This window comes from Crenobacter sp. CS_VA4, from assembly GCF_055597485.1.
The window spans coordinates 104,356-125,928 of record NZ_JBVMAE010000010.1; the positions used below are offsets into that span (position 1 = coordinate 104,356).

Consider the following 21,573-nt stretch of genomic DNA (forward strand, 5'->3'; position numbering starts at 1 on the left):
CCGTTATCAATCAGCGGGTGCAAGTGACTTTCTGCAGGTGGCGCGGCGCGTCTGGGTTGAGGCCGCGTGCTTCGGCCAACTTGGCCGCCATCGGGTAGAAGCTCTGGATCGCGGTGAGCGGGTCGAGCACCGGATCGTCGGCGGTCGCCAGCGTCAGGTCGCGGCCGTCCACGTCGGCCGGCGCCGCCAACAGCACCCGCGCGCCGCGGCCGCGCATCTCGTCGGCCAGCGCCAGGATGCCGGCCTGCTCCGGGCCGCGCGGCGCGAACACCAGCAAGGGGTAGCCCTCGTCGATCAGCGCCATCGGGCCGTGCTTGATCTCGGCGCTGGAAAACGCCTCGGCCTGGATCGCGCAGGTTTCCTTGAATTTGAGCGCCGCCTCGAGCGCCACCGCGAAGCCGAGGCCGCGGCCGACCACCATGATCCGCTCGGCGTCCTTCAGCACCGGCAGCGCGGCGCTCCAGTCCTGCCTTGCCGCGTCGGCGAGCCGTTCCGGCAGCGTCTCCAGCGCGGCGAGCAGCTCGCGGTCGCGGCCCCAGTGCGCGACCAGCCGCGCGACCGCGGCCAGCGTGGCGATATAGCTCTTGGTCGCGGCGACGCTCTTCTCGGCGCCGGCGGCGAGCGGCACCGCCCAGTCGCAGGCGGCGGACAGCGGGCTGTCCGGCTTGTTGACCAGCGCCACCGTGGTCGCGCCGGCGCGGCCGAGCGCCGCCATCGTGTCGACCAGGTCCGGGCTCTGCCCCGACTGCGACAGCGCCACCGCCAGCGCGCCGTCGACCGCCAGCGGCGCCTGGTGCAGCGTCATCAGCGACATCGGCAGCGACACCACCGGCACGCCGAGGCGCTGCATGGTCAGGTAGGCGAAATAGCTGGCGGCATGGTCGGAGCTGCCGCGCGCCACGGTCAGCGCGAGCTTCGGCGGGCGCTGCGCCAGCTGGTGCGCCAGCACCGACAGCCGTTCATCGGAATACATGTGCTGGGCGGCGACCGCTTCCGGGGCCGACAGCGCTTCCTCAAGCATCAGCGAGGCCAAGGCATTCTCCTTCGACAAAGACTTCGTTCAGGTTCAGTTCGTGATCCAGCACCACCAGGTCGGCCCAAGCGCCCTCGGCGAGGCGGCCGCGCTCGGTGATGCCGAGGTAGTCGGCCGGGTAGCGCGACAGCCGGTTCGAGGCGTCGGCGACGGAGAGGCCCAGGCTCACCAGGTTCTTCAGCGCCACGTTCATCGTCAGCGTGCTGCCGGCCAAGGTCCCGTCGACGAGGCGCACCCCGCCGAGGCACTTGGTGACCGGCTGCGAGCCGAGCTTGTACTCGCCGTCGGGCATGCCGGCCGCGGCGGTCGAGTCGGTGACGCAGAACAGGTGCGGGATCGCGCGCAAGGCGGTACGGATCGCGCCGGGGTGCACGTGCAAGAGGTCGGGGATCAGCTCGGCGTAGTCGGCGTGCGCCAGCGCCGCGCCGACCATGCCCGGCTCGCGGTGGTGCAGGCCGGTCATCGCGTTGAACAGATGGGTGAAGCCGCTCGCGCCGTGCTCGAGCGCGGCGACGCCGTCCTCGTAGCGGCCGAGCGTGTGGCCGATCTGGATGCGGATGCCGCGTTCGGCCAAGGTCCGGATCAGGCCGAGGTGACCGGACACTTCCGGCGCGACGGTGATCAGCTTCAACGGTGCCAGGCTCATGAAGTGCTCGACCTCGTCGAGCACGCCGGCGCGCGCCTCGTCCGGCTGCGCGCCGAGCTTGCCCGGGTTGATGTACGGACCCTCCAGGTGCACGCCGAGGAGGCGTGGGCCGCCGGCGGCGCGCTCGCGGCAGGCAAGACCGATCGCGGCGAGCGCCGCCTCGATCTCGGCGCGCGGCGCGGTCATCGTGGTGGCGAGCAGCGAGGTGGTGCCGAAGCGGGCGTGCTGGCGCGCGATCGTGATCGCCGCCTCGCCGCCTTCCATCACGTCGGCGCCACCGCCGCCGTGCACATGCGTGTCGATGAAGCCGGGCAGGATGTAGCGGGAGGCTTCGCCGTCGTCGGCAACCGGCGTGCCGCGGATCGCGGCGATGCGCTCGTTCCGGATTTCCAGCTCGCCGTCGAGCCAGCCTTGTTCGGTCAGGATGCGGCCGGTGAGGCGCACTGCAGAATCAGTCATCGGGTCAGCTCCACGACGAAGTCGTAGTAGTCGTTGCGGCAGTAGGTGACGGTCAGCTCGATCGCGCGGTCGTCGGCGGTGTAGCCGATCCGGGTGACCAGCATCATCGCGTCGCCGACCGGCACCTGCGCGAGCCGGGCGATGTGTTCGGGCGCGTTGACCACGCGGATATGCTGGCGGGCACGCACCACCGGGTGGCCGAGGCTCTCGAGGTGCGCGTACAGCGAATCGCCGAGCGCGGTCGGCTCGGGCAGGCAAGACAGCGGCATCGTGCTGTGCTCGATCGCCATCACCACGCCGTCGGCCAGACGCTGGCGCTTCAGCCGCGCCACCGGGGAGAGTGGCTCGATGCCGAGCCGCACCGCCTCCTCGTGGTTGGCGACGCCGGTCTCGCGGCTCAGCCAGACGGTCGACGGGGTGTAGCCTTTCTCGGTCAGCGTCTCGGTGAAGCCGGTCAGCCGCGACAGCGGCTGCTCCATCCGCTGCGAGATGAAGGTGCCCGAGCCCTGGCGGCGGCGGATCAGCCCCTGCTCGAACAAGAGGTCGAGCGCCTTGCGCGCGGTGACGCGCGACACGCCGATCTCGTCGGACAGGTTGCGCTCGGACGGCAGCGCCTCGTTCGGGCGCCACCAGCCGGCGCTGATCGCGAGGCTCAGGCTGCGTGCCAGCTGCAGATAGAGCGGCGTGGCCAGCGACTCATCGGGTTTGAGCGTTAACAGGCGGTTGTCCATTCGCGTCGGTCTCCTCGGCCCGGGATCGGGCAGTCGGCTCGACACTAGCGGGCGAGCTTCCGCCGTGTCAATACCACTTTAAGACCATTTTGCCGGCTTTGTGACGGCAATTCGATTCCGCATAGAAAAAATCGCCCATTGCTGCGCCGCATTCTGAATACAAAACACAACAGACCACTTTCCGGTCGGGAAGTGGTCTGCAGGGAAAGCCAGAAAATTCAGCAGAATGAACGACTTGGTATCAAGTCGTCGGGAAGGTCGGCCGAAGCGCTACCGTTCGTCGGCTCAGCGCTTGAAGCCGAGCAAGGCGACCGCGGCGATGATCACCGCCATCGCCGCAAGCTCCGGCTGACCGATGTGCTCGCCGGCGAACAGCACGCCGAGGCCGACCGCGATCGCCGGGTTGACGTAGGCGTAGCTGGTCGCCGCCGCCGGACGCACATGGTCGAGCAGGTACTGGTAGGCGCTGTACGCGATGATCGAGCCGAACACGATCAGGTAGCCGAGCGCCAGCCAGCCCGACAGGCTCGGCGCGGCGGTGAGGGTCTCGCCCATCGCGCGGCTGCCGATCAGCAAGGCCGCGCCGCCGGCCAGCATCTCGCAGGCGCTCGCCATCGGCCCGGCCGGCAGCGGCAGGCGGCGACTCCACGCCGAGCCGAACGCCCAGCTCGCCGCCGCGGTCAGCAGCAGCAACGCGCCGATCGGGCTGGCCGACAGGTTGGTGCCCTGATTGAGCAGTGCGATGCCGGCAAGGCCCAGCGCGATGCTCAACCACTCGACGCCGCGCACCCTGTGGCCGAAGGCGCGCGAGAACAGCACGGTGAACAGCGGCACGGTGGCGATCACCAGCGCGGCAACGCCGGACGACACGTCCTGCTCGGCCACCGTCACCAGGCCGTTGCCGAGCGCCGGCATCAGCACGCCGAGGATCGCCGCGCCGCCCCACTCGCGCCGGCTCGGCCACGGGTAGCCGATCAGCCGCAGCACGGTAAACAGGATCGCGCCGGCGATCAGGAAGCGCAGCCCGGCCATCATCAACGGCGGCCAGCTGGCCACGCCGATGCGGATGCCCAGATAGGTCGAGCCCCAGATCACGTACACCGCGAAGAACGCGGCGAGGATCAGCGGGGTGAGCACGGTGCGGGCGGGGATGGTGGCGGCAGACATGGGGATAGTATCCAATCGGCAAAGCGAGACTTTGCCTGAGCGCCCGCCAATGCTCAAGGGGCAGAAGCACGCCGTTTCGGCCGGTACAGTCAGCAACGAAAACGGCGCCCCGCGGGGCGCCGTTCGGCCAACCTTGTCTTGCTCACCGCGAACCCGTTCTCAAAGCGTAACGAGCGGGCGTCAGCGAGGGGCGGTCATGAGCCGCTGATGTAGTGGTGTGCGATCGGTGATTAGTGGGTCTTTCGGGGGAGAGTCGCGGTTTGGCTTCAGAGGGGGCCTTCGACCGGTAATTTTTCTTAACACAATTCACCGTGCCCGCCCCAAGACGCACCCGCCGCGCGACGGTCAAAGTAGTGGGCAGAGGCGTTTTGCTTTGTTGTACGAGGTGTCACTATGCGGCGCATAATTTTCTCCCTGATCGGAGGGGTAATCGCGGCCGTTGTGCTGGGCGGCTGTGCGGTGCCTGACGAGACACCGGCTTATTCCAGCGAGCTGGGGTGCGGCAACCCCGCGATCACCGGCTACTATGGTCCCGGATGCGACTTCCCATTCTACGGGGCGGGTTTCTTCGTTCATGAGTTCCATCACGGTCGCGGCCATGATTTTCGCCCCGATCACGACTTTCACCATGACTTTCGCCACGACCACGATCATGACTTTCACCATGATTTTCACCACGATCACCAGGGCATGGCTGGCTCGGGGGTGGAACGGGGTAGCTCAGTTGGAAGTCCGCACTTCGGAGGTTCAGTCCGGGGGAGCATGATACAGCTGCGAAAATAATCCATCCCACCTTAGAGCCGCTCACAACGAGGCTTCACCTCGTTGTGAGCGGCTCTAAGCAATCTGGGAATGGGTAAGGGGCGGCGCAGGAAGGGGGCAGCGGTTTACCCCCTAGGACCTAGAGAGGGAGCCGCTCGGGGCCGCGCCAAGCGGTTTGGCGGCGAGGCGCGGCGGCAAACAGGTTCTCAGCGCGACGCCTGGCGCTGCAAGATGTTCGAGAACTCTTCCATGAAGGTGTCGAAACGGGTCGCCAGCCGGTCGACGTCGGCGGCGAAGCGGTTGTAACCGATCACCGCCGGGATCGCCGCGAACAGGCCAATCGCGGTGGCGATCAGCGCCTCGGCGATGCCCGGCGCCACCGTCTGCAGCGTCGCTTGGGTGGCGTTACCCAGGCCGATGAAGGCGTGCATGATGCCCCACACGGTGCCGAACAGGCCGACGTAGGGGCTGACCGAACCGACCGTGGCGAGGAAGGCGTTGTGGTTTTCCAGCACGTCGAGCTCGCGCTGCGCCGCGGCGCGCATCGCGCGGCGGCTACCGTCCATGATGTCGGACAGCTCGCCGCTGCTCTTGCTGCGCAGCTTCAGGAATTCACCGAAGCCGGACTGGAAGATCCGCTCCATCGCCGAGCCGTCCTGGCGGCGGCTGCCGTCCTCGTACAGCCGGTTCAGGTCGGCGCCGCCCCAGAAGGTGCGCTCGAAGTCGTCGCTGTCGCGCCGGGCGCCCTTCAGCGTCAGCGACTTCTGGATGATCAGCGCCCAGGACAGCACCGACAGCACCAGGAGGCCGGCCATGATCAGTTGCACGACCAGGCTGGCGTTGGCGATCAGGCTGAATACAGACATCTGTTGCACGTTGGTTTCCTCTATAGAGCTGCCAGCTAGCGTAACACGCGGCCGGTTTCAAAATCGATAATGGTCGACGGCTTGCGGCGCGCGCCGATCCGTCCCGGCAGCGCCAACAGCCGCGTCCCGAACGTATGGCGGCAGCCGCGGGCGCTGCGCTCGGCGCGCTGGCCGGCCGGGTTGGCCGACGTCGACACCAGCGCGGTGCCGAGCGCGCGGCACAGCGCCGCCGCCGCGCCGTGCGCGGTGACCCGCACCGCGATCTTGCGGTGCCGGCCGCGCAGCAGCGGCAGCACCCGGCGCGACGCCGGCAGCAGGAAGGTGTACGGCCCCGGCCAGTATTCGGCCAGGCGCGCCTTGTCGGCGGCGGACAGCGGCGCGATGAAAGGTGCCAGCTGCTCGACGTCGGCCGCCAGCAAAATCATGCCCTTGTGGTTGGGGCGGCCCTTCAGCCGGATCACCCGGCGCAGCGCGTGGGCGTTGGCCGGGTCGCAGCCGAGGCCGAAACACGATTCGGTGGCGTAGGCAAGCACGCCGCCGGCGGCCAGCACGCCGCGCGCCTTGCGCTGCAACGCCCGGCCGGGCAAACGGTAACACTTCTTCACGGTAAGAGTACTGAGCTACGACGGTAAAACGCTAGGCTAGCAGATTGACCGGAGACTGGCGCGCGGGTTCCGCATTGCCAGCAAAAACGGGGACGCATGCGTCCCCGTCTAGGTTCGGACCAGACGACGCTCAGTTGCGCCGGCCGATCGCGCGTGCGCCGATGTCGCGGCGCAGCTGCTTGCCGGCAAAGTGGATCTGGTCGGCCAACTGGTAGGCGCGGGTCTGCGCCATCTTGACGCTGTCGCCGAGGCCCACCGCGCACAGCACCCGGCCGCCGTTGCTGACCAGCTCGCCGGCCGCGTTGTCGGCGGTGCCGGCGTGGAATACCACCGCGTCGTCGGTCTCGGCCGGGAGGCCGGTGATCAGGTCGCCCTTGCGCGGCGCCTCCGGATAACCGTCGGCGGCCAGCACCACGCCGAGCGCGACGCGGCGGTCCCATTCGGCCTCGACCTTGTCCAGGCTACCGTTGACGCCGTGCTCGAGCAGCACGGTGAAGTCGGACTTCAGCCGCGCCATGATCGGCTGGGTCTCCGGGTCGCCGAAGCGGCAGTTGAACTCAATGGTGAACGGGTTGCCCTGGGCGTCGATCATCAGCCCCGCGTACAGGAAGCCGGTGTACGGATGGCCGTCGGCCTTCATGCCGCGCACCGTCGGCATGATGATGTCGCGCATCACCCGCGCGTGCACCTGCGGGGTCACCACCGGCGCCGGGCTGTACGCGCCCATGCCGCCGGTGTTCGGCCCCTGGTCGGCGTCCTTCAGACGCTTGTGGTCCTGACTGGTCGCCATCGGCAGCACATGCTCGCCGTCGACCATCACGATGAAGCTCGCCTCCTCGCCGGCGAGGAAGTCCTCGATCACCACCCGCGCGCCGGCGTCGCCCATCTTGTTGCCGACCAGCATGTCGTCGATCGCGGCGTGCGCCTCGTCCAGCGTCATCGCCACCACCACGCCCTTGCCGGCGGCCAGGCCGTCGGCCTTGATCACGATCGGCGCGCCGTGCCCGTCGACGTAGGCGTGCGCGGCCCCGGCGTCGCTGAAAGTCTCGTAGGCGGCGGTCGGGATGCCGTGGCGCTTCATGAACGCCTTGGCGAAGTCCTTCGAACTCTCCAGCTGCGCGGCGAAGCGGGTCGGGCCGAAGATCTTCAGCCCGGCGTCGCGGAACGCGTCGACCACGCCGGCGGCCAGCGGCGCCTCCGGGCCGACCACGGTCAGGTCGACCTTTTCACGCTTCACGAACTCGATCAGCTCGGGAATGGCGGTGATGGCCACATTGGTCAGATGCGCGTCGCGCGCGGTGCCGGCATTGCCCGGCGCCACGAACACCTTGGAGACGCGGCCCGACTTGGCGATGCGCCAGGCCAGCGCGTGCTCACGCCCGCCCGAGCCGATAACCAATACTTTCATGCGAAATACTCCAGTAATCCTCCGTGGCACGGCTCGTGCCGTGCCCGGGAAACCCATCGAATCACAACTGCCAGCGCAGCCAGGCGAACAGCACATTGCCGTTATTGTGGCCGCCGGGAATATAAGTCGCCTGCAAGGACAGCTTGCGGTACTCGATCGACGCCAGCGGCAGCACCGCCGGGAACGGCACGTAGCCGTAGTCCTTGCGCGCAGTCACGCCGAGCGTGAAACCGGCGCCGAGGCGGAAGTCGTCGCCGCCGGGACGCCAGACCCACTGATAACCGTAGCCGGCGAACGGCTCGACGTCCTTGTGCGAGTCGAGAAATGCCATCGCGTACAGCGCGTGCCAGTCGCCGTCGGCGTCGAAGCGGTACCTGCCGACGCCGAGACCCCACGGCTGCTCGTTGTAATCGTCGATCTTCTCGTGATCGTACGTGGCGCGGTTATGCCAGCTGACGAGCGGCAGGTACAGCTCGTACTGCTCGGAACGCCAGGTAGCGGTGACGTTGTCCTCGCTGTGCTGCCAGAACCCCGGCTTGGCCGAAACCGCGCGAGTCTCGGTGGACGGCGCGCTCGGCTTGGCCGAAACGGCGACGGATGCGACGGACGGCGCACTGGCGTCGTCGGCCAAGGCCGGCAGGCCGCTCAGCACCAGGAGACCGCCGCCGACCCAAGAGGCAATCGATTTCATCAAAACAACGTATAAAACGGCGGGCCGTCGCGAGACGGCCCGCCGGTGATAGTGAGATCAATGACGGAAGTGTCGCACACCCGTGAGCACCATGGCGATGCCATGTTCATCGGCGGCGGCGAACACCTCTTCGTCGCGCATCGAGCCACCCGGGTGGATGATCGCCTTGATGCCCTGCTCGGCGATCACGTCGATGCCGTCGCGGAACGGGAAGAACGCGTCCGACGCGGCCACCGCGCCGGCGAGGCTCAGGCCGGCATCCTGTGCCTTGCGCGCGGCGATGCGGGTCGAGTCGACGCGCGACATCTGGCCGGCGCCGATACCGGCGGTGCGACCGTCCTTGCAGAACACGATCGCGTTCGACTTCACGTACTTGGCGACGCGCCAGGCGAACAGCAGGTCGGTCATCTCCTGCGCGGTCGGCGCGCGCTTGGTGACCACGCGCAGTTCATCCAGGCCGACGTTGCGCACGTCCGGCGACTGGACCAGCAGGCCGCCGCCGACGCGCTTCAGGTCGAAATGGTTGGCACCGGCGGTCAGCGGCACTTCCAGCACGCGCACGTTCTTCTTGGCCGCGATCACCGCCTTCGCGCTGTCGGTGAACGCCGGCGCGATCAACACCTCGAGGAACTGGCCGGTCACCGCCTCGACGGTGGCCGCGTCCACTTCACGGTTGAACGCGATGATGCCGCCGAAGGCGCTGGTGGTGTCGGTGGCGAACGCCAACTTGTACGCGGTCAATGGGTCGGCCGCGACGGCCACGCCGCACGGGTTGGCGTGCTTGACGATCACGCAGGCCGGCTCGGCGAAGGTCTTCACCGCTTCCCAGGCCGCGTCGGCGTCGGCGATGTTGTTGTACGACAGCTCCTTGCCCTGCAGCTGGCGATAGTGCGCGATGCTGCCCGGCGCCGGGTCGAGGTCGCGGTAGAACGCGGCGCTCTGGTGCGGGTTCTCGCCGTAGCGCATGTCCTGCACCTTCACGAACTGCGCGTTCAGGCGGTTCGGGAACGCGGCGCGCTCCGGCACGCCGGTCACAGTGCCGGCGGCCAGGCTGGTCAGGTAGTTGGAGATCGCGCCGTCGTAGGCGGCGGTGTGGGTGAACGCCTTCTTGGCCAGCTCGAAGCGGGTCGGCTTGGCGAGCGCGCCGGCGTTCGCCGTCATTTCATCGAGCAGCGCCGGGTAGTCGGCCGCGTCGGTGACGATCGCGACGTGCGCCCAGTTCTTCGCCGCCGAGCGCACCATGGTCGGGCCGCCGATGTCGATGTTCTCGATCGCGTCCTCGAGCGTGCAGTCGCTCTTGGCGATGGTCGCCTCGAACGGGTACAGGTTGACACAGACCAGGTCGATGTTGCCGATGCCGTGTTCGGCCATCTTGGCGACGTGCTCCGGCAGGTCGCGGCGGCCGAGGATGCCGCCGTGCACCTTCGGGTGCAGGGTCTTCACCCGACCGTCGAGCATTTCCGGGAAGCCGGTGTAGTCGGACACTTCGGTCACCGCGATGCCCTGTTCGGCCAACAGCTTGGCGGTGCCGCCGGTGGAGAGGATCTCCACGCCGTGCTCGGCCAGGCCGCGGGCAAATTTAACAATGCCGGATTTGTCGGAAACGCTCAGCAACGCTCGTTCGATCTTGGTCATGATTCCAGTACCGCGGTGGTTTAACGTAAAGAAACACAAAGCCAGATGCACCGGAGGCCGCTGATTAAGCGGCCTCCGGTGCGTCTTTTATATTAAGTCGTAACTCTTCATCTTCTTGCGCAAGGTATTGCGGTTGAGCCCCAACAGCTCGGCCGCGCGCGTCTGATTGCCCTGGGTGTGCGCCAGCACCACTTCGATCAACGGTTTCTCGACCCGCGCCAGCACCATCTCGTAGATGGCCGCCGGCGCCTCGCCGTCGAGGTCGCGGAAGTACTGTTCCATCGCGTGGCGTATGGTCTGACCGATGTGATCGCTGGTTTGCATGGCTATTGTTGTGTTGTCACCGGGGGTTGATCAAACCGCCGCGTCGTCGTGGGCGGCGTCGGCGTCGAGGTATTCCAGCCGGTCGGACGTGGCCGCCAGCTGGTCGAAATAATGGCTCACCGCCAGCCGCTGCTCGGCGGTGGCTTCGAGCCGGTACATGGTCTGACGGAACTCGTTCGAACCGGCCAGCCCCTTGGTGTACCAGGCGATATGCTTGCGCGCGACCCGGCAGCCCGAGTACTCGCCGTAGAAGCCGTACAGCTCGTCGAGGTGCTCGAGCAGCACTTCGCGGATCTCGGCGACGCGCGGCGCCGGCAGTGTCTCGCCGGTCTCCAGATAGTGCTGGACCTCGCGGAACAGCCACGGCCGCCCCTGCGCGGCGCGGCCGATCATGATCGCGTCGGCGCCGGTGGCTTCAAGCACGAAACGTGCCTTTGCCGGGCTGTCGATGTCGCCGTTGGCGATCAGCGGAATCGAGATCGCCTGCTTCACCGCGCGGATCGTGTCGTACTCGGCATCGCCCTTGTACATGTCCTCGCGGGTGCGACCGTGCAAGGCCAGCGCGGCGATGCCGGCGTCTTCGGCCAACTTGGCGATCTTCAACGCGTTCTTGTGCTCGCGGCTCCAGCCGGTGCGGGTCTTCAGCGTCACCGGCACGTCGACCGCCTTAACCACCGCCTCGAGGATGCGCGCCACCAGGTCCTCGTGCTGCAACAGCGCCGAACCGGCGGCGACGTTGCACACCTTCTTCGCCGGGCAGCCCATATTGATGTCGATGATCTGCGCGCCGTGCTCCACATTGAGGCGCGCCGCCTCGGCCATCTGCACCGGGTCGGCGCCGGCGATCTGCACCGAGATCGGCGCCACCTCGCCCTCGTGGTTGGCGCGGCGCAGCGTCTTCGGCGTGGTCCACAGCGCCTTGTTCGAGGTGATCATCTCCGACACCGCCAGCCCCGCGCCGAAGCGCTTGCACAGCATGCGGAACGGCCGATCGGTGACGCCGGCCATCGGCGCGACGATCAGGCGGTTGGGCAGCGTGTACGGGCCGATGCGCATGGGCGACAGGGGTATCTCGGGTCGGGAAGGGGGGCAATTGTAGCGGGTTTCGCCCGACCGGTAAAAACCTTTTTGCTTATTTTTTAAGCGCCATCCATAGCCGTACGAAATCGCCCCCAAGCGATTGGGGACGAGGCGACGACGCCCGCCATGCCTAGTGGTATCCGCCAAGAAAAAACCCTTCCGCCTGTGGCGGAAGGGTTACGCATCGGGGTGGAAGTCAGCCGATAAGCCGGGTCCTGTCGTTGGACAGTCATTCCTCTAGGCCTGCCGTTACCGACAGGCTCAAGCAACCTACCCGGGGACAACGCGAGCCACGTTAGCGCCCCCCTATTTGGTCTTGCTCCGGATGGGGTTTAGCCTGCCGTCCGTGTTACCACGTCCGCGGTGCGCTCTTACCGCAGCGGGTTGCCCCGCTCCCCGGTCGCGGCTTACGCCTTGTCCGGGCACCTTTTCACCCTTGCCTGTGCCGTCCAGCCAGGGCAAGCCCTGTCTGGATGAAGACTTTGTCGCCCTTGCGGGCGACAAGTCCAGCCATCGGCGGTTCAGCTCTCTGTTCCACTTTCCGTCGCCTCACGGCGCCCGGCCGTTAGCCGGCATCCTGCTCTGCGGAGCCCGGACTTTCCTCCCCGCCCACGAGGGGCGCGGCGACTGTCTGTCTGACTTCCGGCGCGAATTGTAGCGCATTTGCGCATGCCGCGCCCCCCCCAGGCGACCGGCGCTCAATCGAAACGCAGCGTGTAGCGCGACTCGGCCGACGACGACTGCTGACCGGCGCGCAGCACCATCGACCAGCCCTTCGAGAACTGGTAGACCATCTTCACCGTCTGGTCGGCGCTGGTGATGCCGTATTCGTAGCCGAGGTAGAGCTCGCGGGTCAGCTGCTTGCCGACCGTCACCACCTGCTCGGCCGGGCTGAGGCTGCCGTCGGCGGCGGTGCGCGCCTTGCGGCTGGTCATCCCCAGGTCGTCGAACAGGCCGATATGGTCGTTCACCGCGCCGGCGAGCAAGGCACCGGCGGCGGCCCCCAGCGCCGCGTCGTCCTTGGCGTCGCCGCTCGAGGCGCGGCCGAGCACCAGCCAGGAGAGCTTGTCCTTCTCGCTCATCGCCTCGTCCGCGACCAGGCGGATGTGCGGGCTCGACACCGAGCCAGTCACCTCGACGCCGGCGCCGACCGGCGACAGCCGGCGGGTGGCGCGCACGTTCAGGCCCGGGTTGTCGATCGGGCCGGCGAACGAGATCACCCCGGTGTCGATGTCGAGATCCTGGCCGTAGGCCTTGTAGCGACCCTTCTCGACCCGCACCTGGCCGTTCGCCGACGGCGCGTAGCCGGGCTTGGCGTCGACCCGCACCAGGCCGGACAGGGTCACGTCGAGGCCCTGGCCGACGAAGCGGAAGCGGTCGCCGAGGTCAAGTTCCAGATTCACCGTGATCGGCAGCTTGCTGAACGACGACGGCTCGGGCGGCTTGCGGCCGACCACCACCACGTCGTCGGACAGCGTCGGCGCGCCGGCCTTGGGCAGGTCGATGCGGCCGCGGTCGACGCGCAGCTTGCCGTTCAGCGTCACCCCCTGCGTCGGCGACAGCCCCAGCTCGCTGACCCCGGACACCACCAGCACCCGGCCCGGCTTGTCGAACACGCTCAGCTGGGTGAACACCACCCTCGCCTGCGCATTCGGGCCGTTGTCGCGGGCGTCGATCACCCCGGACGCCACCACCTCGCCCTTGCCACCGGCAAAGCGCAAGCGCTCCAGCACCACGCGCGGGCCGTCGAGCTGCGCGGCCAGTTGGCCGTCGGTCAGGCGGATGCCGGTGGTGCGGTCAAACAGCGCCAGCTGCTCCCCGTTGACCTTGCCGTGGAACAAGGGCTGGGCCAGCGCGCCGTCGATCGCGACGTCGGCCGACAGCCGGCCGGCGATATCGAGCGCCGGCGGCAACAGCGACTTGAACGCCGCCAGCGCCGGCACCTCGGCGCGCAGCGTGCCGGTCAGCGGGGCGCGCGGCGTCGGCAGCGCATTGCCGCTGGCGAGCGAGCCCTGCCCGGACAGCGATGCGTACTTGCTGACCACATCCACCGCGAACTGGGTGTGGCCGTCGCCGAGTTTGACGCTGGCCTTCAGCGTCGACAGGCCGGCGGCGAGCTTGCGGTTCTGCGTCGGCAGCTGCACGTCGCCGCGCAGCCGCTCGACGCTGATCCGGCCGCGCGGGTTCTTGCCGAGCGCCACGTCCCAGTCGGCGCCGAGCACCAGATCCTGCTGCACCGGCAGGGTCACCAACGGCGACAGCGCGGCCAGCGCGATATTGTCGGCACGGCCGCTGCTGGTCAGCGTGCCGTCTCGGCGCCAATCGAGCGCGTTGAGCATGAGGTTGCCGCCGAGCACAGCCAGCCGCGCCGCGCCGACCGTCACCCGTTCGGTCGACGCGGCGATCGTCACCGGCGCCAACAACCGCAAGCCGGGCTGGCCGTTCAGCTCGAGCCGGCGCAGCGTGCCGCGCCAGTTCACCACCTTGGCGTCCAAGCCACCGGCGGCCAAGAGGCCGAGCTGGTAGGCGCGCTGGTCGAGCTGGACGCGGCCGTCGAGCGTCAGCGTGTGGCTGGAGCGGGTGCCGTCGGCCAACAGTCGCAGGCTCGGCACCGCCACGCTGCCGGCGCGCAGCGCGTCGACGTCGAGCGCCAGCCGGAACGGGCTGTCGGCGCTGTCGCGCAGCCGGCCGGTCAGCGTCACCTTGTCGGCGGCGATGCCGCCTGGCAGCCGCAGCCGCTGCGCGGCGAGGTCGGCGTCGACCACCGGCTGCTTAGTCGAGCCGGACAGCTCGGCTTTGCCGCTGACCCGCCCTGCGAAGCCCGGGCCGATCAGGCCGAGGTTCGGCGCGTCGATCGCCAGTTTCAGCCTATCGCCCGGCTTGCCCCAGGCGCCGTTGGCGTCGAGCCGGTTGTCGGCGAGGCGCAGCGCCGCCGAGAGCTGGGTCAGCCGCTGACCGTCGAGGTTCAGCTTAGCCTGACCGGACAGCGGCGCGCCGGACAGGGTGCTCGGCGCGAGCTTCAGTTCGGCGGCGAGCTTCGGCCCGGCGCCGAGGCTGCCCTTCGCCGTCAACGTGGCGCTGAGCTTGCCGTCCGGCCAGCCGGCCATGAAGCGCGCCGGGTTGGCCGAATGCAGCTCGGCATGCGCATCGACCGGCAGCTGGCTGCCCAGGCCGAGTTTGCCCGATAGCCGCAGCTCGCCGCCGCCCGATGCCGCCAGCTGCAGGCGGGCGATGTCGAGCAGCGACTGGCCGGCGGAATCGTGACCGAGCGCCACTTGGCCTCGGGCGGCCAGCGCGCCGCTGGCCAGATCGAGCGCCAACTGCGGCGCGCGGCTCGCGCCGCTGACGTTCAGCGTGCCGGACAGCGGCGGCTTCGGCAGCGCGGCGTGGAACTGGGTCAGGTCGAGCCGGGTCACCGTCGCCTTCAGCGCCAGCCGCTGCTGCGACGCACTGCCAACAAGCGTCAGCTGGCCGCCGGCCACCTCGGCGTTCAGTGCGTCCAGCGTCAGCTTGCCGTCGGCCAGTCGCAGCGCGCCGGTCACGAGCCGCAGCGGCAGCGCGCCGGATGGCAGGCTGCCCGGCTTCTGGTTGATCAGCGACAGGCCGCCCTGCAACGCGTTGGCGCCGGACGGTTCGGCGATCAGCGCCAGGTTCAGTTGCGCCTTCGGCCAGCCCGGATTGAGTGCGTGCGGGTTGATGCCGCCGGCGCGCAGATTGACGCGCTTGAGCTTCTTCAACAGTTCCGGCGCGAACGGGTCGACCCGGCCATCGAGGTCGGCGACCACCCCCTCGCCGCTCAATTCGGCGGCCAGGCGGGTGTCGGTCAGGTCGCCGGACAGCGCGCCCTTGGCGCTCACCTCGATTTCGTCGAGCTTGCCGGCGGCGGCGATCCGGCCGTCGAGCTTGAATGGTCGGGCATCGGCCAGCGTCAGCCGGCCGTCGGCGCTGCCCCACGGCGAGCCGAGCCGGGCTAGCGTCAGCTGGTGGCGGCCGGCGTCGTAGCGGTAGCTCGCCTCGACCTTGTACAGCAGCGGTTCGCCCGGCAGCAGCGTCAGGCTGTCGAGCGACAGCTTGTCGACCCTGACGCCGAGCGGCAGCGCCAGCGACTCGGGCAGGGTCGGCGGCGGCGACGGCGGGGTCGGCTTGCTCTTCAGGCGCAGGTGGCCGAGCTCCAGCGCGCGGACGTGCAGTTCGCCCGACAGCAGCGCGCGCGGCGCCCAGTCGACGCGGACGCGGTCGAGCTCGACGTCACTGCCGGCGCTCGCCACGCGCACCCCGCTCAGCGTGAAGCCGTCCCAGAGGTTGCCCTGCGCCTGTTTGACGCTGAACGCGCCGTGGCTGAGCCGGCCGGCGCTATCGAGCAGCCAGGCGAAGCCGCGGTCGCTGCCGGTAGTCCAGCCGGCGAGCCCGACCACCGTCAGCAGCAGCGCCAGGCCGGCCGCCGTGAGCCAATAGCCCCAGAAGCGGCGCGGCTTGGCCGGCGGAGTCTCGCCGGTTGGAGTGGGGATTTGACCGGCGTCGGCCGGGTTGTGGCTATCGGTCATGCATCACTCATCAGAAGGCCAGCCCCAGGCTCAGGCTCCAGCGCCAGCGCTTGTTGCGCTCGGCCTGGGCGATGTCGAACGACAGCGGCGCCACCGGGCTGAACCAGCGCGCGCCGACACCGTAGGACTTGGCCGCCTGGTAGCTGTTCCAGCTCGATGCGGCGTCGCCGACGTCGCTGAACAAGGCCACCGCCCAGCTCGCCGCCACTGGAATCTGGTACTCGACGCTGCCGACCGCCAGCACCCGGCCGCCCAGCACCGAGCCGTTCGGCCCCGGCACGCCGAGGCTGCGGAATTCGTAGCCGCGCACGCTGTTCGGGCCACCAGTACGGAACAGCAGCGACTCCGGCACGCTGTCGGTGTCCTTCGCCCACACCTGGCCGGCCTCGATGCGGCCGACCAGCGTGCCGTACTTGCTCGGCCACGGCGTGTAGTAGCCGACCGCGTGCAGATAGCCGCGCACGAACTGGGTGTTCGAGCCGACGCCGCCGAGCGTGCTGGAGATCTTGGTGTCCAACAGCCGGCCGGAGCGCGGGCGCAGCTCGTCGTCGACTGCGCGCTGCGTCCAGCCGTACGAGGCGAACAGCGCAGCCGAACGGCCGAGCGAGCCGTCGCCGACGATAGACGCGCGTTCGCTCAGGTACTCGAGGCCGATGCGCGACTCGATCGTGCCGCGTTGGCGGATCCGCCAGGCGCCGCCGCTGATCGCCTCGGTGCGCAGGCCCTGGATATCGCTCTGGCCGTACTTGACGTTGACGGTATGCGAGTAGCCGTCCGAACCGCGCGGGAAGCCGATACCGGCCGAATAGGTCTTCTCGTCGCGCTTGACGTCGGCGAGCAAGGAGCCGGTCCAGCCGCGCCTGAAGATGTTGTAGTGCTCGTAGCCGACCCGCACGCCGGGGCCTTCCACGCTGTCGTAGGTGAGGCCGAGCTCGAGCTTCTGGCGCGGCTGTTCGGTCACCTCGACGTCGACCGGCACCTCGCCGTTCTGCAGGCGGGCGAAGTCGGTGGTGACGATCGCGCTCTTGTAGTGGGGGTCCTGCTCGAGTGCGTTCTGGTAGTCGAGCACCTTGGCGAGCTCGAACGGCGAGCCCTCGCTGAAGTCGGCCATGCCGGCCGCCACCGACTTCGGGTAGCGCTGCTCGCCCTTGATCGTGAGCGGGCCGAAGGTGACGCGCTCTGCGCTGTCGAAGCGCGCCGACAGCGTGGCGCGGTGGGTCGCCGGATCGATCTCGGCGCGGCTCTCGGCCACCTTCGCCAGCGGAAAGCGGTCGACCGTCAGCGAGCGCAGCGCCAACTTCTTGCTGTTCGCCCAGTCGTCCTGACGGAAGCGCGCGCCGAGCGGCAACGCCCACACCTCGATCAGCTTGGCGTAGCGAGTCTGGAAGTCCGGCTCCTGGCGGATCGCGCCGTCGACGGACAAGTTCACGTCGGCGACGATCACCGGCGGCCCCGGCTCGACCGACACCAGGTAGCCACCGTCCTCCTTGCTGACCTCCACCTTGGCGTTGAAGTAACCCTCGGTCTCGAGCATCGCGCGGGCCTGCTCCGGCGCCTCCTCGACCAGCGCGGCGCGCTGCTCGGCGTCGAGCTCGGGATTGTCGTGCTCGCTGACCAGGTCGAGATGCTCGGTCAACAGCTTGACCAGGTCGCTGTCGGGCGCGTCGACGCGCACCGTGTACGCCGCCAGCGCGGGCGCGCCGTGGCAGGCGAGCGCCAGTACGGCAAACGGAAGAAAACGGCGTGGCAGCATCCAGAATCAGTCTTGTGTATCTGCTTGAATGGTAAAGAATCCGCCGGGCGGTGGCGAGCCTGCCGGCGGATTTGCACTAAAAAACCTCGCTGTCATCCCGAAAACCCTGGCGCACCCTGTGCCACGCGTTCGGCCGACGTCGTTACCATGACGACGTACTGGAGGGCGATTATCCGCAGCTTTGCCCGCGCCGGGCAAAAAAAGACGGCGACACTCGCGTGTCGCCGGTCAAGGTGAGGGGGAGGGCTTGCGCCCTCCCGATGGCAATGCTTATTTCTTGCGTTGCGGCGGCAAGTCGGTGCAGGTGCCGGCGAACACTTCGGCCGACATGCCGATCGACTCGCCGAGCGTCGGGTGCGGGTGGATGGTCTTGCCGATGTCGTGCGCATCGCAGCCCATCTCGATCGCGAGGCAGATCTCGCCGATCATGTCGCCGGCGTGGGTGCCGACGATGCCGCCACCGATGATCTGGTGCGTCTCGGCGTCGAAGATCAGCTTGGTGAAGCCCTCGTCGCGACCGTTGGCGATCGCGCGGCCGGAGGCGGCCCACGGGAACACCGACTTCTCGATCTTGACGCCGTCCTTCTTCGCCTGCTCTTCGGTCATGCCGACCCAAGCCACTTCCGGATCGGTGTAGGCGACGCCCGGGATCACGCGCGCGTCGAAGAACGCCTTGTGATCGGCGGCGTTTTCGGCCGCCACGTGCGCCTCGTGCACCGCCTTGTGCGCCAGCATCGGCTGGCCGACCAGGTCGCCGATCGCGTAGATGTGCGGCACGTTGGTGCGCATCTGCTTGTCGACCGGAATGAAGCCGCGGTCGGTCACCACCACACCGGCGTTCTCGGCGCCGATCAGCTTGCCGTTCGGCGCGCGGCCGGCGGCGACCAGCACCAGGTCATAACGCACCGGTTCCTTCGGCGCCTTCTCACCCTCGAAGGTGACGTAGATGCCGTCCTCACGCGCTTCGACCGCGGTGGTCTTGGTGTTGAGCATGATGTTGTCGAAGCGGTGCTCGTTCATCTTCTGCCACACCTTGACCAGGTCGCGGTCCGGGCCCTGCATCAGGCCGTCCAGCATCTCGACCACATCGAGGCGCGCGCCCAGCGTCGAGTACACCGTGCCCATCTCGAGGCCGATGATGCCGCCGCCGATGATCAGCATCTTGCCCGGCACCGATTTGAGCTCCAGCGCGCCGGTCGAGTCGACGATGCGCGGGTCTTCCGGGATGAACGGCAGCTTCACCACGCGGCTACCGGCGGCGATGATCGCTTGGCCGAAGCGGACGACTTTCTTCTCGCCGGTCAGCTCCTTGCCCTCGCCGGAGGTCAGCTGCACTTCCAGGTGGTTCGGGTCGAGGAAGGTGCCGACGCCGCGCACGGTTTCCACCTTGCGCATCTTCGCCATGCCGGCCAGACCGCCGGTCAGCTTGCCGATCACCTTTTCCTTGTAAGCGCGCAGCTGATCGATATCGATTTCCGGCTTGCCGAACTTGATACCGTTGGCTTCCAGGTGCGCCACCTCGTCGATCACCGCGGCGTTGTGCAGCAAGGCTTTGGACGGGATGCAGCCGACGTTCAGGCACACGCCGCCGAGGGTCGCGTAGCGCTCGACGATCACCGTCTTCAGGCCCAGGTCGGCCGAACGGAACGCGGCGGAGTAGCCGCCAGGGCCGGCGCCGAGCACCAGCACGTCGCATTCGATGTCGGCGCCGCCGGCGTGGCTGGCGGCCTTCGGTGCTTCGGCCGGAGCGGCCGGCGCGGCAGCCGGGGCCGGTGCAGCGGCCTTCGGCGCTTCTGCGGCGGCAGCGGCCGCTTCGATGATCGCGATCACGTCGCCTTCGGACACCTTAGCGCCGACCGCGACCTTCAGCTCGACGATCTTGCCGGCGGCACTGGCCGGCACTTCCATGGTGGCTTTGTCGGTTTCCAGCGTGATCAGCGACTCTTCCACGGCGACGGTGTCGCCGACCTTGACGAAGACTTCGATCACGTCGACGCCGGCGTGGCCGCCGATGTCCGGAACCTTGAGTTCGATGGTGTTGCTCATGAATCTTCCTTGCGCGGGATGAGGTGCGGGGAGCGCATCGCGCACTCCCCGGTCGTCAGTTGGGCCGTTCGGCCAACGTCGGACTTACAGCACCAGTCGGCGGATGTCGGTCAGCAGCTTGCCCAGATGCACGGTGAAGCGCGCCGCGGCGGCGCCGTCGATCACGCGGTGATCGAAGGACAGCGACAGCGGGCACATCAGGCGCGGCGCGAATTCCTTGCCGTTCCATACCGGCTTGATCTGCGACTTGCACACGCCGAGGATCGCCACTTCCGGCGCATTGATGATCGGGGTGAAGCTGGAGCCGCCGATGCCACCCAGGCTGGAGATGGTGAAGGTCGCCCCCTGCATGTCGGTCGGCTTGAGCTTGCCTTCGCGGGCCAGGGCGGACAGGTCGGTCAGTTCCCGGGCGATCTGCTTCAGGCCCTTCTGGTCGACGTCCTTGATCACCGGTACCACCAGGCCGTTCGGCGTGTCGGCGGCGAAGCCGATGTGGTAGTACTGCTTGAGCACCAGGTTGTCACCGTCGAGCGACGAATTGAAGGTCGGGAACGCCTTCAGCGCCTCGGCGGCGGCCTTGATGATGAAAGCGAGCGGCGAAATCTTCAGGCCCGACTTTTCCCACTCGCGGCCGATGTCCTTGCGGAACGCTTCCAGCTCGGTGATATCGCACTCGTCGTTGAACGTGACGTGCGGGATCACCACCCAGTTGCGGTGCAGGTTCGCGCCCGACAGCTTCTGGATGCGGGTCAGCGGCTTGGTCTCGATAGCCCCGAACTTGGCAAAGTCGACCTTCGGCCACGGCAACAGGTCCAGACCCGCACCGCCACCGGCGGCAACCGACGGGCCGGCCACCGGGGTCGCACCGGTGAACACGCCCTTCACGAACGCCTTCAGGTCCGCTTCGGTGATGCGACCCTTGCGGCCGCTACCCTTGATCTTGGAGATGTCGACACCCAGTTCGCGCGCCAGGTGGCGCACCGACGGGCCGGCATGAGCCTTGGCGAAGCCGGCTTCGTCGAACTGGCCGAGCACCACGCCGCCGGCCGGCACCGCGACGCTGGCGGCAACCGGGGCCGGTGCAGCCGCTGCAGGCGCGGCGGCCTTCGGCGCTTCAACGGCCGGGGCGGCTACCGGAGCCGCCGACGGTGCGGCAACGGCGGCCGCGCCTTCGACCACGACGATCAGGTCGCCCTGGCTGATCTTGTCGCCGACCTTGGTCTTCACTTCGACCACGCGGCCGGCGGCGGTCGCCGGCACTTCCATCGTGGCCTTGTCGGTTTCCAGCGTGATCAGCGAGTCGTCGACCTTGATCTCGTCGCCGACTTTCACCGACACCTCGATCACGTCCACACCGCTGTGGCCGCCGATATCCGGCACCACGATGTCGATGCGACCGGTGGCAGCCGGAGCCGCGGCCGGGGCCGCTTTCGGCGCTTCGGCCTGAACCGGGGTGGCAGCCGGGGCGGCCGCGGCGGCGCCGGCGGCTTCCACCAGCGCGATCACGGTGCCTTCGGACACCTTGTCGCCGACCTTGACCAGCAGTTCCTTGACCAGACCGGCCACTTCGGCCGGTACTTCCATCGTGGCCTTGTCGGTTTCCAGCGTGATCAGCGAGTCTTCCAGTGCGATGGCTTCGCCGGCTTTGACGAAGACTTCGATCACGTCCACGTTCGCGTGCCCGCCGATATCGGGCACTTTCAATTCGATGAGATTGCTCATGTCTGCGTTCTCTTTATCGGGTGGCGCATCCCCGGTCGGGGTGCGCCGCCACATGCATCGTGTCACGACCGCGCGGGGCGTCTCGCCCCGCGCTCACCTGC

16 protein-coding genes and 1 other RNA gene are annotated in these 21,573 nt (G+C 68.3%); all 17 read right to left on the reverse strand.

Annotated elements, in window-relative coordinates:
- Window positions 1–10 precede the first annotated feature (10 nt).
- The 17 genes from ACZ2IA_RS11590 to aceF all read right to left on the reverse strand — a co-directional run bounded on the left by ACZ2IA_RS11590 (window position 11) and on the right by aceF (window position 21,472).
- Complete coding sequence (locus tag ACZ2IA_RS11590; protein WP_470292736.1) at window positions 11–1,033, reverse strand: SIS domain-containing protein; 1,023 nt, start codon at window positions 1,031–1,033, stop codon at window positions 11–13.
- Entirely contained in the window at window positions 1,014–2,138 is a 1,125-nt protein-coding gene (nagA, locus tag ACZ2IA_RS11595; protein WP_470292737.1) for an N-acetylglucosamine-6-phosphate deacetylase, read from the reverse strand. Before nagA ends, ACZ2IA_RS11590 begins: the two co-directional genes overlap by 20 nt.
- Entirely contained in the window at window positions 2,135–2,869 is a 735-nt protein-coding gene (locus ACZ2IA_RS11600; RefSeq protein WP_470292738.1) for a GntR family transcriptional regulator, read from the reverse strand. Before ACZ2IA_RS11600 ends, nagA begins: the two co-directional genes overlap by 4 nt.
- A 285-nt stretch (window positions 2,870–3,154) precedes the next feature.
- A complete protein-coding gene (gene yedA / locus ACZ2IA_RS11605; RefSeq protein ID WP_470292739.1) occupies window positions 3,155–4,036 on the reverse strand; it encodes a drug/metabolite exporter YedA in 882 nt (293 codons plus the stop codon).
- A 345-nt stretch (window positions 4,037–4,381) separates the two neighbouring features.
- Window positions 4,382–4,711, reverse strand: a complete 330-nt coding sequence (locus ACZ2IA_RS11610) for a hypothetical protein (RefSeq protein ID WP_470292740.1) — start codon at window positions 4,709–4,711, stop codon at window positions 4,382–4,384.
- A gap of 293 nt (window positions 4,712–5,004) precedes the next feature.
- A complete protein-coding gene (gene tolQ / locus ACZ2IA_RS11615) occupies window positions 5,005–5,664 on the reverse strand; it encodes a protein TolQ (RefSeq protein ID WP_470292803.1) in 660 nt (219 codons plus the stop codon).
- Window positions 5,665–5,699: 35 nt separating this feature from the next.
- Window positions 5,700–6,269 carry an L-threonylcarbamoyladenylate synthase type 1 TsaC gene (gene tsaC, locus ACZ2IA_RS11620; protein ID WP_470292741.1) on the reverse strand — a complete coding sequence of 190 codons (570 nt, stop codon included), beginning with the start codon at window positions 6,267–6,269 and terminating at the stop codon, window positions 5,700–5,702.
- A 130-nt stretch (window positions 6,270–6,399) separates the two neighbouring features.
- Complete coding sequence (gene purD / locus ACZ2IA_RS11625) at window positions 6,400–7,677, reverse strand: phosphoribosylamine--glycine ligase (RefSeq protein WP_470292742.1); 1,278 nt, start codon at window positions 7,675–7,677, stop codon at window positions 6,400–6,402.
- Window positions 7,678–7,738: 61 nt separating this feature from the next.
- Window positions 7,739–8,368 carry a lipid IV(A) palmitoyltransferase PagP gene (pagP, locus tag ACZ2IA_RS11630; RefSeq protein ID WP_470292743.1) on the reverse strand — a complete coding sequence of 210 codons (630 nt, stop codon included), beginning with the start codon at window positions 8,366–8,368 and terminating at the stop codon, window positions 7,739–7,741.
- A 57-nt stretch (window positions 8,369–8,425) separates the two neighbouring features.
- The gene (purH, locus tag ACZ2IA_RS11635) at window positions 8,426–10,003 is read right to left on the reverse strand and encodes a bifunctional phosphoribosylaminoimidazolecarboxamide formyltransferase/IMP cyclohydrolase (protein ID WP_470292744.1); all 1,578 of its coding nucleotides are present in this window, start codon (window positions 10,001–10,003) and stop codon (window positions 8,426–8,428) included.
- Between the two features lie 87 nt (window positions 10,004–10,090).
- Window positions 10,091–10,327: a helix-turn-helix domain-containing protein gene (locus tag ACZ2IA_RS11640; protein WP_470292745.1), complete on the reverse strand. Its 237-nt coding sequence runs from the start codon at window positions 10,325–10,327 to the stop codon at window positions 10,091–10,093.
- Window positions 10,328–10,357: 30 nt separating this feature from the next.
- Window positions 10,358–11,383: a tRNA dihydrouridine synthase DusB gene (gene dusB / locus ACZ2IA_RS11645; protein WP_470292746.1), complete on the reverse strand. Its 1,026-nt coding sequence runs from the start codon at window positions 11,381–11,383 to the stop codon at window positions 10,358–10,360.
- Window positions 11,384–11,595: 212 nt separating this feature from the next.
- An RNA gene (gene rnpB, locus ACZ2IA_RS11650) (RNase P RNA component class A) lies at window positions 11,596–12,050 on the reverse strand.
- Between the two features lie 55 nt (window positions 12,051–12,105).
- On the reverse strand, window positions 12,106–15,951 hold the full coding sequence (locus ACZ2IA_RS11655) for a translocation/assembly module TamB domain-containing protein (RefSeq protein ID WP_470292747.1): 3,846 nt from the start codon (window positions 15,949–15,951) through the stop codon (window positions 12,106–12,108).
- A 10-nt stretch (window positions 15,952–15,961) separates the two neighbouring features.
- Window positions 15,962–17,704 (reverse strand): autotransporter assembly complex protein TamA, encoded by a 1,743-nt coding sequence (locus tag ACZ2IA_RS11660; RefSeq protein ID WP_470292748.1) that lies wholly within the window; start codon window positions 17,702–17,704, stop codon window positions 15,962–15,964.
- Between the two features lie 270 nt (window positions 17,705–17,974).
- Window positions 17,975–19,750 (reverse strand): dihydrolipoyl dehydrogenase, encoded by a 1,776-nt coding sequence (gene lpdA, locus ACZ2IA_RS11665; RefSeq protein WP_470292749.1) that lies wholly within the window; start codon window positions 19,748–19,750, stop codon window positions 17,975–17,977.
- Window positions 19,751–19,834: 84 nt separating this feature from the next.
- Complete coding sequence (aceF, locus tag ACZ2IA_RS11670) at window positions 19,835–21,472, reverse strand: dihydrolipoyllysine-residue acetyltransferase (RefSeq protein ID WP_470292750.1); 1,638 nt, start codon at window positions 21,470–21,472, stop codon at window positions 19,835–19,837.
- Window positions 21,473–21,573: the final 101 nt, after the last annotated feature.